Annotated in this window: 18 protein-coding genes; 12 read left to right on the top strand and 6 right to left on the bottom strand. The window is 41.3% G+C overall.

Annotation, left to right across the window (positions count from 1 at the left end; genetic code table 11):
* Positions 1–63 precede the first annotated feature (63 nt).
* From CWC02_RS05150 to CWC02_RS05140, 3 genes are read right to left on the bottom strand one after another with little or no spacing between them, the layout of a single operon-like run.
* A complete protein-coding gene (locus CWC02_RS05150; RefSeq protein WP_054552465.1) occupies positions 64–417 on the bottom strand; it encodes a hypothetical protein in 354 nt (117 codons plus the stop codon).
* Positions 418–460: 43 nt separating this feature from the next.
* Positions 461–1,075 carry a paraquat-inducible protein A gene (locus tag CWC02_RS05145; RefSeq protein WP_138616841.1) on the bottom strand — a complete coding sequence of 205 codons (615 nt, stop codon included), beginning with the start codon at positions 1,073–1,075 and terminating at the stop codon, positions 461–463.
* Between the two features lie 54 nt (positions 1,076–1,129).
* Positions 1,130–2,407: an EAL and HDOD domain-containing protein gene (locus CWC02_RS05140; RefSeq protein WP_228290600.1), complete on the bottom strand. Its 1,278-nt coding sequence runs from the start codon at positions 2,405–2,407 to the stop codon at positions 1,130–1,132.
* A 104-nt stretch (positions 2,408–2,511) separates the two neighbouring features.
* Here CWC02_RS05140 and CWC02_RS05135 point away from each other — a divergent pair, with 104 nt between their 5' ends.
* The 3 genes from CWC02_RS05135 (at position 2,512) to CWC02_RS05125 (ending at position 4,889) form a co-directional block, all read left to right on the top strand.
* The gene (locus CWC02_RS05135) at positions 2,512–3,273 is read left to right on the top strand and encodes a substrate-binding periplasmic protein (protein WP_138616838.1); all 762 of its coding nucleotides are present in this window, start codon (positions 2,512–2,514) and stop codon (positions 3,271–3,273) included.
* An 83-nt stretch (positions 3,274–3,356) separates the two neighbouring features.
* Entirely contained in the window at positions 3,357–3,923 is a 567-nt protein-coding gene (locus tag CWC02_RS05130; protein WP_138616836.1) for a PhnA domain-containing protein, read from the top strand.
* A gap of 156 nt (positions 3,924–4,079) precedes the next feature.
* Positions 4,080–4,889, top strand: coding sequence for an META domain-containing protein (locus CWC02_RS05125; protein WP_138616834.1), 810 nt, complete (start codon positions 4,080–4,082; stop codon positions 4,887–4,889).
* Positions 4,890–4,944: 55 nt separating this feature from the next.
* On the opposite strand, the gene CWC02_RS05120 is transcribed toward CWC02_RS05125, so the two are convergent.
* Positions 4,945–5,784 carry a 23S rRNA (adenine(2030)-N(6))-methyltransferase RlmJ gene (locus tag CWC02_RS05120; RefSeq protein WP_138616832.1) on the bottom strand — a complete coding sequence of 280 codons (840 nt, stop codon included), beginning with the start codon at positions 5,782–5,784 and terminating at the stop codon, positions 4,945–4,947.
* 240 nt (positions 5,785–6,024) lie between these two features.
* On the opposite strand from CWC02_RS05120, the gene CWC02_RS05115 reads away from it, so the two are divergent.
* The 9 genes from CWC02_RS05115 to CWC02_RS05075 all read left to right on the top strand — a co-directional run bounded on the left by CWC02_RS05115 (position 6,025) and on the right by CWC02_RS05075 (position 13,226).
* Entirely contained in the window at positions 6,025–6,255 is a 231-nt protein-coding gene (locus CWC02_RS05115) for a hypothetical protein (protein ID WP_054552458.1), read from the top strand.
* On the top strand, positions 6,255–6,542 hold the full coding sequence (locus CWC02_RS05110; protein WP_054552457.1) for a cell division protein ZapA: 288 nt from the start codon (positions 6,255–6,257) through the stop codon (positions 6,540–6,542). Before CWC02_RS05115 ends, CWC02_RS05110 begins: the two co-directional genes overlap by 1 nt.
* Positions 6,543–6,610: 68 nt before the next feature.
* Positions 6,611–7,597, top strand: a complete 987-nt coding sequence (locus tag CWC02_RS05105) for an MBL fold metallo-hydrolase (RefSeq protein WP_138616830.1) — start codon at positions 6,611–6,613, stop codon at positions 7,595–7,597.
* Positions 7,598–7,625: 28 nt separating this feature from the next.
* Positions 7,626–9,122 (top strand): transglycosylase SLT domain-containing protein, encoded by a 1,497-nt coding sequence (locus CWC02_RS05100; RefSeq protein WP_138616828.1) that lies wholly within the window; start codon positions 7,626–7,628, stop codon positions 9,120–9,122.
* A gap of 63 nt (positions 9,123–9,185) precedes the next feature.
* Positions 9,186–9,674 (top strand): FKBP-type peptidyl-prolyl cis-trans isomerase, encoded by a 489-nt coding sequence (locus tag CWC02_RS05095; RefSeq protein WP_054552455.1) that lies wholly within the window; start codon positions 9,186–9,188, stop codon positions 9,672–9,674.
* 9 nt (positions 9,675–9,683) lie between these two features.
* Entirely contained in the window at positions 9,684–10,409 is a 726-nt protein-coding gene (locus CWC02_RS05090) for an SDR family NAD(P)-dependent oxidoreductase (RefSeq protein WP_054552454.1), read from the top strand.
* The gene (locus tag CWC02_RS05085) at positions 10,406–11,248 is read left to right on the top strand and encodes an amidohydrolase family protein (protein ID WP_138616826.1); all 843 of its coding nucleotides are present in this window, start codon (positions 10,406–10,408) and stop codon (positions 11,246–11,248) included. Before CWC02_RS05090 ends, CWC02_RS05085 begins: the two co-directional genes overlap by 4 nt.
* A gap of 46 nt (positions 11,249–11,294) precedes the next feature.
* Entirely contained in the window at positions 11,295–12,842 is a 1,548-nt protein-coding gene (locus CWC02_RS05080) for a S41 family peptidase (protein ID WP_054552452.1), read from the top strand.
* Between the two features lie 9 nt (positions 12,843–12,851).
* Entirely contained in the window at positions 12,852–13,226 is a 375-nt protein-coding gene (locus CWC02_RS05075) for a hypothetical protein (RefSeq protein ID WP_054552451.1), read from the top strand.
* A 65-nt stretch (positions 13,227–13,291) separates the two neighbouring features.
* On the opposite strand, the gene CWC02_RS05070 is transcribed toward CWC02_RS05075, so the two are convergent.
* Complete coding sequence (locus tag CWC02_RS05070) at positions 13,292–14,467, bottom strand: mandelate racemase/muconate lactonizing enzyme family protein (protein WP_054552450.1); 1,176 nt, start codon at positions 14,465–14,467, stop codon at positions 13,292–13,294.
* Positions 14,468–14,476: 9 nt separating this feature from the next.
* Positions 14,477–15,244 (bottom strand): class II aldolase/adducin family protein, encoded by a 768-nt coding sequence (locus CWC02_RS05065; RefSeq protein ID WP_138616824.1) that lies wholly within the window; start codon positions 15,242–15,244, stop codon positions 14,477–14,479.
* Between the last annotated feature and the right edge of the window lie 104 nt (positions 15,245–15,348).

The following is a 15,348-nucleotide window of genomic DNA, read 5'->3' as shown; positions in this document are numbered from 1 at the left end:
ATTTTGGGTGCAGAATGAGGTGTATTTCAGCGTTTTACTGAATTTTAGACAGACCTATCCTGCTTAAGCAGTAATAGGTGGACGATATAAAGAACTGACGTGAAAACTAAGCTGGCTGGCGCCTAACATGGTGACTTTTTCTGATTGCTTAATTGATTTAACAACTAAATCATTTAACGGCAGGAGTGAGTGAGCTGTACAGGCATTGAACGGACACGCACAATCGCTGTTATCCATTACGTCTTCATGGCAACAATCCATATCACTCATGTCGCTGTCAGCATTCATATTAGCATGATGATCCATTTGCATGCTGGCATGTGGCATATCACATACCATAGCAACAGACGCAACTGACTGACCCACAAAAGTGAGCAGCATCATAGCTATCAATAAGTAGCTTGAAAGTCGCGTCATCATCATACCTTAAAAATTAAGTGCCCAAATTGTAGCCCGAAATTTACGAACTCGACAAGGGTTTATCTATTTTTATGCTACTGCTGGCAGCAATAGCAAACAAGCAATAACCTGTAAAATACCAAAATCCATCACCCAATTCAGCATGCATTTTTATCAACTCGCCCATTTGCCCATCGGCATTACCTGCTAAATAAGACACGATCAATGCAATCACAAACACATCGACCATGCTCCATTTACTTAGGCCTTGTATGAGTTGACCGAGCAAATACTTAAACCTATTCACTGGTAAGAAACAATAAAGCAATTGCATCAGGAGTTTTAAGGTGGGAATGACAATCGAGAACACTGCTACAAGCACGGCAACAAGGTAGTTTTTGTTATTAGCAAGCTCATTCACGGTACCCCAAATGCTGCGTGTTTTTTTGTAGGCATCGATTTCTCCTTCAAGCTTATCAAGCCCCAGCATGCTTGATGCCATCATTAACACGCTACGGGTATTGCGATCGCCTTCATCGGCAATCATTTCAATACCTGTTTTGGCAAGCTTAGATTTATCAATTTTTCCTTCAAGGGTGAGCACTGGCTGGGTTACACCGGGAATAAGTAACACTAAGGCAATTAAAATAGCCAGTATAGGAAAAACAACACGCATTAGTTACAAACCTTTTTAATACTCAGAGTCTGCATCATAACGAACTCTGCGCTCCTAGTCTGTAACCGATGATAAGCTTGCGAATACTTCATCTGCGTATGCGCGGGCATCATACATAGCTTGAAAAACCACATCCATTTTTGAGGCTGGGCGGATCATCTTGAGTAGTTCAAGGGCTGTGTGCCACTGCTCTTCTTCCATTGCTTTAGCAAGTTGTAAGCTCGCCCCTTGCATGCCATTAAAGTTTAACAGTGCACTCGAAAGCTCACTACCCAATGAAAACTCTTTGGCAATGATATTAAGCTCCATATCTAAAATAGCGTCTAAAACAGAGAGTAAGCCGACTAAATAGCCTTGTTCAGCTAGGTCTTTACCGCCGGGTTCAAGCATCAAAGCAATAAATTTAGCTCTTGTTAAACCAAGTTTAGTTAGCTCTTGCGGTTTGTCATTGCCTAATTCGCTTAGCGCTAATACCCGCACAAATTGTCTAATCGCATCTTCACCAAGGTAAATAACCGCTTGTGAAATCGAACGAATTGTTTGCCGGCTATTACTTATACGCGCATTAACTAATTTTAAAATGCGTGCAGTAAGGCCAATATCTTTAGCAACACGTTGTTGAATTGCATCAAAATTTAAATCTGTTTGCGCAGTACAGTTAAGTAATTCAAGCACAGCAATTTTTGATGGTTCAACATTACCAAAACTCAAAAGCTCCGGCTTAGCAAAAAAGTAGCCCTGAAACAGGTCGCAACCTGCTGCTTTTAGTTGTTGAAAGTCTTCATAATTTTCAATGCGTTCCACTATGATAGTGGTTTCTGGGAAGCTGCGTTTAAGCTTTTTGATCATCATGTTGGTTTTGATAATCGGCTGCGTAACTTCAAGCTTAATAAAATCCATCAAAGGCAAAATATCTTGCCATTTCTCTGTGCCATCATAATCATCAAGCGCGAACAAATAGCCTTCTTGTTTTAATTGTTTAACGCGGTTCACTACTTTTGGAATGCTAGTAGCCCGCTCCACTATTTCGATAACCGCACTGCGTGGCTGCAACAGCTTAGGAAAGTCATCCAAAATAGCGTCAGTCGATAGATTGATAAACGCAGGTTGAAAACCTGTTAGCTTCTCGAGTCCCATCAACATTAACGCGTTAAAAAACAGCCGCCCCGTTGCTTGGCCATCACTCGTTCCTACCGGAAAGACATTATCGCTCGATTCTCTATACAATAATTCGTAAGCATATAAACTTCTATCAGCATTAAATATTGGCTGCCGGGCTATATACTGAGTCATGCTCTGACTTTTATTACCTTCCATACTTAATTCTGACATTCAACTTCTCACTAAAATGTGGCTAACTCCACATTACTATTGTTATAAGTATAGTGAAAGATGTTTGCCTTGCTAAAAAACAAAAACCCAACCAAACTAGGTACATGAAAACGAATTCAATCAGACCATTGCGCTTCTCTAACTCGATTTTCTTACTGTTACTTTTTCTTACTCAAGCAGTTTTGGCTGAGCAGCAGCCTGTACTGAAATATAATGTAACCGGCTCTGGGAACTACTATCCTTATTATATTGATGACAAAAGCAATCCAGGGATCCTCCCCGAACTGATCAAGCAAGTTATGCAGCTTGCTGATGTTCAAGTAAAGCATGTCGAGCTTCCTGCAAAACGAACCGTCAAATACCTTCACCAAGGGAATATTGATTTTGATGTCATAAGCCCCGAGTGGCTGAGCCAGACAGAAAAACAAAACCGAAAATTTAGTTACTCAGACACCCTGTTTGCAGTTGAGGAGTATCTCGTGAGTTTAAAAAGCTCGGTGGCTCAATGGCAGCAACTCAACAGTATTCGTAATCAACCCGTAGGGACTGTTTTAGGCTATTACTATTATGACGATAACCGCTTTAAACGGGTTGATTTTCACTCTGAACAACAACTCATTCAGGCACTAAAAATACACCGAATTGAGGTCGTCATAATAGATAAACTGCCAGCATTATATTGGGCTGAGCAATTTGATGCTGATATCAGTTTTGGCGCATTACAATCGCTAGGCAACCTAAAAATTCGCCTGCGCAGTGAACATCAATCATTGTTACCAAAAATAAATGCAGCAATCAAAGAACTTAAAAATTCTGGCAGCTTAGATGCCATAATCAATAAATACACAAAAACTATACCCCTATAATAACTAGGGATATTCCGCTTCAGTCCCTCTTTTGCTATAATGCGCGCTGTTTTTCTTACCTTGTAAACTTAAAAGAGCCTCCTATGAGCATTGAACAAGCCCTAATCGAACGCAGTAATAACCAATGTGAACTTTGTGCCGCTACAGATAACCTATCTGTATACGAAGTGCCGCCTGTTACAGAGGCTCATTCTGATAAATGCATTTATGTCTGCCAAACTTGTAAAGATCAAATCGAAAACAATGCTGATTTAATTGCAAACCATTGGCACTGTTTGAATGACAGTATGTGGAGTCAAACTCCAGCGGTACAAGTTGTCGCTTACCGCATGCTGAAACGCTTAGCTACTGATAACGGCTGGGCACAAGATGCACTCGATATGATTTATCTTGAAGAAGACACATTAAAATGGGCGCAAACAGCGCTAGCTGAAGATGACGACATTAAACACATCGACAGTAATGGTGTTGTGCTGCAGGCGGGTGATACAGTGACACTTATTAAAGATCTTGATGTGAAAGGCAGCAGCCTTGTTGCTAAGCGTGGCACAGCAGTAAGAAACATTGGCTTAACGAGCAACCCAGAACACATTGAAGGCCGTGTTGATGGTCAACGTATTGTTATTCTTACCAAATACGTGAAAAAATAACGTTTATTCTTATGCGCTTTATGTTCTTAAAGCGATTCGTTATTACGAAAATGGGCTTAGTGCCCATTTTTTGTTAATTAAGCTATGATTAAGACAGCGAACTTTATGCTAGGCAATTAAATATGATGCATAACCCTAAACGCAAGGAAAATAATCATGGCTTCGGATACCTTTTCATCTTTCAAACGCGCTTCTCTATGCAGTTTAATGATCTTAGGGAGCAGCTTGGTTTTAACAGGCTGTGGTGAAGACTCTAGTGCACCACAAGCTGAGCAATCATCAATGAAAACCCTGAATACTCAAATCACCTATTTAGATCGTAGTATGCTACCTCCGGGTTCAGTATTAAAAGTACAGCTCGCTGATGTTTCTAAAATGGATGTCAAGGCTGAAGTAATTAGCGAACAAGAAATCCAATTAGATGGTGCACCACCATATGATGTAGCACTTGAATATGACGAAAGCAAAATTGCTGACCGTCACCGCTACAGTGTAAGTGCACGCATTGAGAATCAAGGTAAATTACTTTACATCAGCACCACTCACAATAATCCATTTGCCGAAGATGCCACTGGCGATCTGTACAAGGTAACGGTGACTAAAGTATCAGCGAAAAAGCCAGACGTGACTTTGACCAATACCTATTGGAAAGCAGTTACCATCAGTGGTGAGGCTATCACCGTTGAAAATAAAGAACCTTTCGTACAGTTTAAAGACGATGGTTCAACCAATGGTCACTTAGGTTGTAATAACTTCTCAGGTAGTTACGAGGTTAACGAGCAGGCGCTCACATTCAAGCCATTAGCAAGCACCAAAAAAATGTGTGTATCACAAATGGATATTGAAGCGGCCATGTCGGCAGCACTTGCAGCCACGGCTAAGTACTCAATCAATGGTGAGCAGTTAACCTTGTTAGATGATAGTGATGAGCCACTTGCGACCTTCGCAGCGACTTATATGAATTAACAACAGTTAAATTAACAACGCCCAGCAATTGCTGGGCGTTTTTGTTTTGAAGAAATTACTCTTCAACTAATTGTTCACTGCGATAAAAACCACTGCTATCGCTTAGTATGGAAACAAGTTCTGGTAATACAGCATCCATCGTTTGCTTTAATTTCCATGGCGGGTTGATCACTATCATACCCGATGCAGTCATACCATGAACGTCGGTATCGGCCTCTGTTGCAAGCTCGAAAAGCTGAATGTTACGCATACCCGATGCGATTAAACCCGCCTCCATTCTGTCAATTCGTTCACGGTCTACAACCGGATACCAAATCATGTACGTCCCCGTAGCAAAGCGTTTATGCGCCTTAACAAGAGTATTAACGACCGTATCGTAATCGTTTTTTATTTCGTAAGGAGGGTCAATAAGCACGCAAGCTCGACGTGATGCTGGTGGTAATAAACCTATTAAGCCTTGAAAGCCGTTTTCACCACGTACGCGGATAGAGCGCTTACCTTTCATGTTGTCTTGCAGTAACTGTAAGTCACGTGGATGCAACTCAAAGAACCAACCGTTATCTTGGCGACGTAAAAAGTGCTCTGCAATTTTTGGCGAACCTGGGTAAAAATCTAAATTACCATTTGAATTAAATGATTTAACCAGCTCAATATACTCATTAAGTGCATCATGCTCACTGTTGTGCTGCCAAAGCTTAGCAATCCCATCTAAATACTCTTGTGTTTTTTGTGCATCACTGCCTGCAAGTTCAAAAAAGCCAGCACCTGAGTGGGTGTCCACATAATCAAGTGGTTTGTCCTTAATTGTTTGGTACTTAAGAACTTCAGCTAGAACAAGATGTTTTAGTACATCAGCAGGGTTACCTGCATGAAAGGAGTGTCGATAACTAAGCATATTTATAAATCGCCAAATGCAAAACTGCATTAAAAATGAATTGCCATATTGTACATGATAAACAGAAAATGATCCTAGCATCTGGCGCTTTGGTGAATCATAAATGAATAAAAAAGCCGCTACGCTGAATTACACCTTAATAATAAATAAAAATCCCCTAAAACGGCCGTAAATGCTGGCATATCAAGACACTTTCCTTTACATTTGCATGACAATAATCACAGTTTTATGAGCGCATTTATGAATAACGAAACTCTTTCCCAACTCGAACAACTGATCGACAAATTAATCCTTCGCAACAGCGAGCTTGAAAGTGAAGTTAAAAGCTTACAAGAACAAACCGCTAAGCTTTTAGATGAGAACGAAACTCTGCAACTAGAAGTACTCGAAAACGAAGAAAAACAAAAAGATACAAGCAGCACATTGACTGGCCTGCTTGAGAAATTACAAAGCGTTCAACAGGCTAGCTAATGAGCAGCCCACAAAGTCAGCGGGTCACCGTAGAGCTACTAGGTAAAGAACATGAGTTTTCTTGCCCTCCTGGGCAAGAGCATGCCCTAGTTGCTGCTGCACAAAATTTGAATGACTTAGTGGAGCAAATGAAACAACGCTCATCGGTTCGCAATGACCAAAAAGCGTTGCTGATGGCAGCATTACATCTAAGTCATGAATTGCTTGAAGTAAAATCGCAACAAGCAGAACAAGAGCAACAACATGACAGCTTAATAGATAAGCTCAGCCAACACCTTAGTATTTAGAAAAAAGCGCATCTGGCGCTTTTTTTGTTTACAATCAACAGCACTGACACCTATTCGAGCGAAACACCATGCGATTTTGTGCTTTTTTAATCTGTCTTTTCGTAAGTTATAGCGCCAAAGCAAGCGTTAGCTGGCATAGCATCACTCCCGAAATCCAATTTCTACAACAACAAAATAAGCTGCGTTTTTACGATTCGAATCAAGTGCTGATAGAGGGTAAAGAATGTGCCTTAATGTTTGATGCCAGTGGTAACTTTGCCGAAGTAGAAAAGCTCGCAGAGCAGCTAAAAAAACGCTTAAAAACACCATTATGTTATTTAGTGGCGAGTCATTATCATGATGATCATCTACTAGGCTTGGCCGTTCTACAGGCTGAGTTCCCTGAAGCTAAGCTCATCGTACATCAGCAAGTAGCGACTGAGTTTGCTGCAATGCAGCAAGCATTGACTGATAAATTAGATGGTTATGAAAAAAGCATTGAACTGAGCTATCAACGCCTTGCCAATCAACCTAAAGATCAGCAAGCAGTTTGGCGCGACAAACTAGAACTTGCTAAAAAACGCTTATTTCGCTGGCGAGAGCTCACCCTGAACCCACCAGCTATTAGCATTACTGAATCAACACAGCTAGACCTTGGTAACTACCCCATCGTTATTACACCCTACCAAGCGCATACTAAGGGTGATCTGACCCTTAGTGCCGATCAAGGTCGCGTGCTATTGGGTGGCGATATAGTCGACAGCTTACCCTACCCAGGACATGGCTCGTTTTCTAGCTGGATAAGTGCGCTGCAAGATATTCAAAAAAATACCACACTGACAACTATTTTACCGGGTCACGGTAAGCCACTGACACCTGCTGAACTTGCACTCCCTTTAAGGTTTTTAAAAACCATTCAAGAGATGACAAACTCCTCACCAGATAAGCCCGTTAGTGAATTAATTCCGCTTTTTCCTACTGAGATAAAACAGCAATACCAGCTAGATGAAGTGGGTGAAAGAGCGTTTTCTATGTTTTTAGAAGCTGGACTTAAACAAAGCAAATTGTCAAAATAGGGCTAAAATAGTAAAAGGATTTTATTATATGGCTCAAGTAAGTTTGAAATATTTACTTTTGCTGAGCTTGTTTATTGGCTTACAAGGATGCCAAGTAACTCAGCAAGAAACAGAACAGCAACGGGCAAGGCCGGAGATTTTTAGCCATTACGAGCCCGATTTAACAACCCAACAAGCACCTAGTGAGTTTGTCGATTCAACGGCTGTCGAACCTCGCCCTATTGCTGCGCCCATAGCAGTCAATAATATTCCACTAGCAAAGCCTCGCGCGAAAGATCTGTGGCAGCATATCGCCAACAATTTAACGCTGGTATTTCAAACCAATAAACATACATCTGCACGAGTAAAATGGTATTTAAAACAACCCAATTACCTAATTAAAGTAAATAAACGTGCGGCACCTTATTTGTATCATATCGTCACACGTATCGAACAACAAAAGCTACCGATGGAATTGGCCTTATTACCCTTTGTTGAAAGTGATTTTAGACCAACAATACGATCATCAGAGCAAGCGGTAGGTGTTTGGCAGCTAGTCGGCGCGACAGCCTATCATTTTGGTGTGCAAAGCGACCAATGGTATGACGGCCGCCAAGACATACTTGCTTCAACCGATGCCGCATTAGCTTATTTAAGTTACTTACATAAACGCTTTGATGGTGATTGGCTGCATGCCCTTGCCGCCTATAACAGTGGTGAAGGACGCGTTAAAAAAGCGATCGAAAAAAATAAAAAGCTTGGCAAGAAAACTGATTATTGGTCGTTATCGTTACCAAAAGAAACCGCTGAATATATTCCTAAACTTTTGGCGCTTAGCTATTTACTAAAGCACCCAGAAAAAGGTTTAAAACGCCCGAAATTAGCGAATAAAGCACTCACCACAGAGTTTGATGTAGGCCAACAATTTGATTTTTCAGTGATCGCTAATTTATCTGGCATCGGCCATAATCAGCTCCATAAATTAAATCCAGGGTATTTAAAAAACCAAAGTTCCCCGAATGGCCCACATACTTTACTTCTGCCAATAGAGCGCCGTACGCTGTTACAAAGCAAACTGTTTCGCAACAATTTTGCTGGAGAATACACAGTACAAAAAGACGATACCCTTTACAGTATTTCAAGGCGTTTTAAAATGTCTGTAAAAGATCTAAAAACTCTCAACGATAAAACAACAAATTTGATTAAGGTAGGTGAACAATTGCGCTTATCACAACCACAAACCATGCCGGAATCATTATTGGTTGATTACAATATCAGTCCCTACCTTGAGCAACATGAAGAAGTCATTTCTACAATCGCTATCGACTATCAGGTTAAACCTGGAGACTCAATTTGGAGTATTAGTCAGCTATACGACGTGCCTCATAAAGACGTCGCAACGTGGAATAAGCTCAGCGCTACCAGCATTTTAAAACCCGGTACTATTTTAACATTGCACTTACCTCAAGCTAAGCCAACTGAACCACAAGTGCCAGCAAGTGAAACCATGCTGTCAGGGATTGAAAGCTCATTGAAAAAGCCTTGATTGCTCAGCACTTGTGGTTAGCGTAAAATCAGTGCCTATATTTAAATTCTAAAGAGAAATAACATGCAGATCAGTAAAGACGCAGCAGTTGAGTTTCACTACACACTTAGTGAAGCAGGCGAGCAAATCGAATCAAGTAAAGATGGCGAGCCACTTTCATATATCCATGGTACTGAAGGCATGCTTCCTGGTCTTGAGAAAGCCCTTGAAGGTAAAGCGGCTGGCGATAATTTTAGCGTAACACTTGAGCCTAGCGAATCTTACGGCGAACGCGTTGATAACCTAATTCAACGTATTCCACTTAAGCACTTACAAGGCAACACAAAAGTGTGGAAGCCAGGTATGACTGCTATCGTTCATTCAAATCAAGGTCGTCACCAAGTAACTATCGTTAAAGTAGGTCGTTTCAATGCAGATTGTGACTTAAACCATCCATTTGCAGGTAAAACGCTGACATTTGACGTTGAAGTAATTAATGTTCGCCAAGCGACAGCTGAAGAATTATCTCACGGCCACGTGCACGGTGAAGGCGGTTGTGGCCACAGCCACTAAGGGTAAATAATGACAAACGTTGCAATTGTCACCGGTGGCAGTAAAGGTATTGGCAAAGCGATAGTCGAGCGTTTAGAACGTGAAGCCTACACAGTTTATAACTTAGATATTACCCCATCAGAGGGCAATTATCGCCACTGTGATGTCAGTAATACTCAGCAAGTGAAGTCGACTATCGCCGATATTGTTGCAGAAGAGGGTCGTGTCGATGCTTTAATTTCTAATGCAGGTCGTCATTTAAGTGCCAACATTGAAAATACCGACGAAGCAACGTTTGATGCCCTATTTGCGCTCAATGTGAAAGGTGCCTATGCCGCAATTCAAGCTGTATTACCTAGCATGAAAAGTCAGCAAGGAGGCAGTATTGTAGTGGTTGCCTCTGATCAGGCAATTATCGGCAAACCAAACTCGTTTGCTTATAACCTGACCAAGCATGCACTGGCTTCAATGGCAAAAACGACTGCACTGGATTATGCCGCGTTTAACATTCGTGCTAATGCGGTTTGTCCGGGTACGATAGAAACACCACTGTTTCATAATGCGATTGATGCCTACTGTCAGCGCAGTGGTGCAGATAAAGCAGAGATTGTTGCTGAAGAAGCCGCGCTGCAGCCGTTAGGCCGTTTAGGGCAACCCGAAGAAATTGCTGCTTTGGTTAATTTTTTAATAAGCCCAGAAGCGAGCTTTATCACTGGCAGCTTACAAAGTATTGATGGTGGATACACCACGCAATGAGCGACAAAATTATTGACCCTCATGTGCACTTTTTTAACCTCACTGAGGGTCAATACACTTGGCTACAAGGTAGTAATCCCCCCGCTTGGCCAAATCTAGATAAAATTAAAAAGCAAATTGTCGCTTCTGAACTTAAAGCTGCTTGTCCATTTCAACTAGAAGCCTTGGTGCATATTGAAGCTGGCTTTGATAATCAAGCACCAATTAATGAGCTCAATTGGCTTGCAACGCATTTAGACGACATTCCGTATCGCGCAATCAGCTACAGCCCGATTGACGTATCTCCCAAGCAATTTGAAGCGTCACTCAATAAGTTAGAACATCCATCTTTAGTTGGTATTCGCGATATAACAGAAGGTGATGAAGCTAGGCGCTTATTAACTCCCCACTGCCTAGATAATCTAGCCTTTCTCGCAGCCGAAAACTTACACTTTGAAGCACAGTTTGAAATTGAAAACATACAGATAACTGAGCAGCTTATTAAGTATTGCACAGCACTACCATCACTACGAGTGGTGATTAATCATTTAGGCTTTATTAGTGATGAGCAAAGATGGCTTGAAGCAATCATTAAACTCAGCCGCTGCGATAATATCGCGATAAAGTTCTCAGGGTTGGAGTTCACACAAATTGCCACAAACAAACACCTATGGCTGGTTAATAATTTAGTTAAGTACTTTGGTGAGCATCGCGTTATGTTTGCCAGTAACTTTCCTGTATGCCAAATAAATACCAGTTACGAAAACTGCTGGCAACACTATCACTCACTGTGCTCGCTGCCGAGTTTATGGCATCAACTTAGCTATAAAAACGCCTACGAAATCTATCTAATTGCTTAAAAACTAGCTATATTCAAATAAGTTAATTTATCTGGAACTCTGTTTTATGTTTAATGCTTTAAAAAAACCTATGGCAAGTAGTACCTTTATTTGCTCGCTGATTTTAGTTGGTTGCGGTGGTTCCGGCAGTTCAGATTCAGACGTAATTGCTAGTGAAGACATCACTTGGACTCAAGGTGTATTTGAGCCATCAAGCAAATTTGATCAACAATGCCAAGCACTCAATGAGAAGCATTGGTTACGAGCTTGGAGTCATGAAACTTATCTGTGGTATGACGAAATAGTTGATCGAGACCCTGCGCTAACTGAAGGGGTATTAAATTATTTCGCTTTATTAAAAACTGAAAACACTACAGATTCAGGTGCTAAAAAAGATAATTTCCACAGTAGTTTACCCACAGCTGAATGGCAAGCTCAAAGCCAATCAGGGCAATCTTTTGGTTATGGTTTCAAACTTAGATTGATAAGTGCGGGCGCCCCCCGCCAAGGCATTATTTCCTATACTGAGCCAAACTCTCCTGCATCAAACTTGAATCTTGGCAGAGGATTAGAAGTAATCGAAGTGGATGGTGTCGACTTTGTAAATGCAACGACCCAAGCAGAGGTTGATATATTGAATGCAGGCCTATTTCCATCTGAGTCCGGCAAAGTTACTTCATTTGTATTTCGAGATATAAATACCAGTGAAATTCGTGAAGTGAGCATGACTGCACAAACTATTACTGGCCAAGCAGTTAGTAACGTTAAAACATTTGCGGATGGTGAAGTGGGTTATTTCCAGTTTAATCGCCATAATGCAGTTGCAGAAAAACCTCTGTACGACGCATTTAACAGCTTAGCAGCAAGTAATGTAAAAGATTTAATTATTGATATGCGTTACAACCCAGGCGGATTCCTTCAAATGGCAAGTCAGGTTGCTTATATGGTGGCAGGCGAGAGTAATACCAGTGGCAAAATATTTGAACAGACTATTTTTAATGATCAACACCCAACTTTTAACCCTATTACTGGGGAGCGCTTAGAGCCTGTTCAGTTTACTAATGAGTTTTTAGGTTTTGCAGACAATCCTGCGATTACGCCTGGTACTTCGTTACCATCTCTAAATTTAGAGCGAGTCTTCGTGCTGACAACAGACAGCACCTGCTCAGCAAGTGAAGCTGTGATCAATGGCCTTAGGGGCGCTAATATAGAAGTAATTCAAATAGGCGAAACAACTTGCGGTAAACCCTATGGTTTTTATCCAACTGATAATTGCGATACCACATACTTCAGTATTCAATTTACTGGCGTCAATAATAAAGGGTTTGGTGAGTATGCTGATGGTTTTTCACCACAAAACAGCAACGATAGTGAATTTCAACCTGTAAAAATCCCAGGCTGTGCAATTGCTGATGATTTCACTCACCAACTAGGCGATGAAAATGAAGCAATGCTCAGTGCTGCACTTAGCTATCGAGAGAATGGACGCTGTCCAGTAGCTACTTCAACAGTCAGTGAGCAAGGCTTTGCACCTGCTACTTATAACGATACGCCGCAAGTACGTGATATACGAACTTCAACCTTGCTTCAACAAAGTAAAATATTGAAGCAATAGGAGCAAATCATGAGAGTTCAATTAGCTAGCTTATTAATGCTTTTGACCTTACTAGGCTGTAGTGCTCAAAGCCAAGAGCCTACACCTAAATTGCAACATGCACGGCTTACTGAGCCGCAAAGTGAACTAATAGCGCAAGGCATCGCAAGGTTGATGCACAGCAAGCCAATTGCTGTTGCTGATGATGCTTTTATGAATACCAGTGTGCTTGTCACTGACAGTATGAATGTAATGGATGGGCAAGGTAACCTTATAATGGGCAAGCAACTGTCAATGCCAGAGCGCTTTGAGCTACTTATTAAAAACCAAATATGCTTTGTGCGCCATTTAGATAGTAAAGCGACCGAGCCTCTTCCTTTGGTGAAATGCAAACCAGTTGATTAATTCAAAGCTAAAAAGTAGATATAAAAAAAGCCCTTGCGGGCTTTTTTATAATATGTTGGTGAATATTACTTAATCTCAACACGTTGAGATCGCATAACGACTTCATCATTTAATTCAATACCGATACCTGGCTCTTCTGATACTTGGAAGAAACCATTTTTAGGTTGTGGATCTTGAATACACAATTCACGGTTCCATTTCTTAATCGCGTAGGTGTGATGTTCGTGAATTAAGAAGTTAGGAATCGCAGTTTCTAAGTGTAACGAAGCTGCAGTTGCTACAGGGCCACCACACACGTGAGCTTGAATACGCACATCAAAGATATCAGCATAATCACACACTTTCTTAGTTTCAGTGAAACCACCACACAGGCCTAAGTCTGGCTGTAGCACATCAATACTTTGATCTTCTAAGTATGGACGCACCCCCCAGCGGTTATACAAACGTTCACCACCTGCAATTGGCACCGCTACTTTGTCAGCAACTTTTGCGTGTAATGAATGATTTAAGTAATTCACAGGCTCTTCGTAATACATACAATCGAACTCTTCAGCAATTTCACCAATTTGAATTGCTGATGTTGCGCCTGGTAAACTGTGACACTCAAAAATAATGTCAACTTCGTCACCGACTGCTTCACGAATAGCCTGCATACGCGCACGATATAATTTCATTTCTGCACGAGAAATAATGTTAGTGCGATCGTAATAAGTATTGCCGTTTTTATCGTACTGGATTGGGTCAACTTTTACCGCGTCATACCCTTCAGCCATCGCCTTAAGCGCTGCTTCTGCGTATTCTTCTGGGTGAACAAGCGCTTTAAATTCGCTGTCCCAGTCAAACTGTAATTGTGATGCATAAGTACGTAGCTTATCGTTAACTTTACCACCTAATAGTTGGTAAACAGGCAAGCCTAATGCTTTACCTTTAATATCCCAAAGTGCAGTATCAATGGCGCTCATTGCTGCATACACAACAGGACCGCCACCTAAACCCCAAAAGCTTTCGCGCAGCATTCGTGACCACAGTTTTTCTGTTTGAAATGGGTCATGACCAATTAAAAAGGCATCAGCCATTTCTTTGATCATTGCCGCAGCTGCACTATGACCTAAATCATAAGCCAGACCCGCTTCACCCACACCGCTAATACCTTCATCGGTGTGAATACGCACAAAAACAGGTGTCCAAGCAGGTCTGTCTGGACAATGAATATCGAACACTTCGACGCGATTAACTTTCATGGTTACTCCTTACTGAGCAAAACTAGGATCAAGACGATAAGCTTTACGCAACATGGCTGGCCAAGCTAACTGACCACCGGTGCTGCCGCTATGCACGACATTCGCTTGATTATAAATATTATCGATAATAGGTTGTGGTACCGGGATTGCCGTTTGACCACTGGCTTGAATAGCCAATTGAATTTCACAGGCGCGCTGCAAATCATAAAAGCGCATAAAGGCATCCCCCACCGTTGGGCCAACAGTTAAGCCACCGTGATTAACCAATAACATGTGATTAGTGGTGCCTAAATCATCTTGTAGACGCTTTTTCTCATCACTGTTTACCGCTAACCCTTCGTAGCCATGATAAGACAATGATGGCAATGAGAACATTGAGTATTGGCTAAGTGGCAATAGGCCTTTTTCTTGCGTTGCAACGGCAATGGTTTCTTTTGTGTGTAAATGAATAACACAGTGAGCGTCATCACGAACTTCATGAATAGCGCTGTGAATAGTGAAACCAGCCGGATTAATTTTAAATGGCGTGTCATCAAGAATATTGCCAGCTAAATCGACCTTTACAAGGTTTGATGCCGTCACTTCATCAAAACTAAGACCAAATGCATTAACTAAATAGTGATCTGTGTCCGGTAAGCGTGCCGATAGGTGGGTATAAATTAAATCCCCCCACCGAAAGTGCTCTACTAAACGGTAACATGCAGCTAAATCAACACGAAGCTGCCATTCTTGTTCAGATACTTTATTTTTTAAATCGAGTTTTGGTAAGTCAAACATGGAAAACCTTGTATATGTGACACTGCACAAATAGATGTATAGAAGTCTAAATTACTATTAATAGATGATCAATAGGTGATACAAAAAGGCCACATCAATTGATG

This window comes from Pseudoalteromonas sp. S2721 (assembly GCF_005887425.1).
Taxonomy (GTDB): domain Bacteria; phylum Pseudomonadota; class Gammaproteobacteria; order Enterobacterales; family Alteromonadaceae; genus Pseudoalteromonas; species Pseudoalteromonas simplex.
Note: the sequence above shows the minus strand (reverse complement) of the source record. Positions and strands in the feature narration are given on the sequence as shown.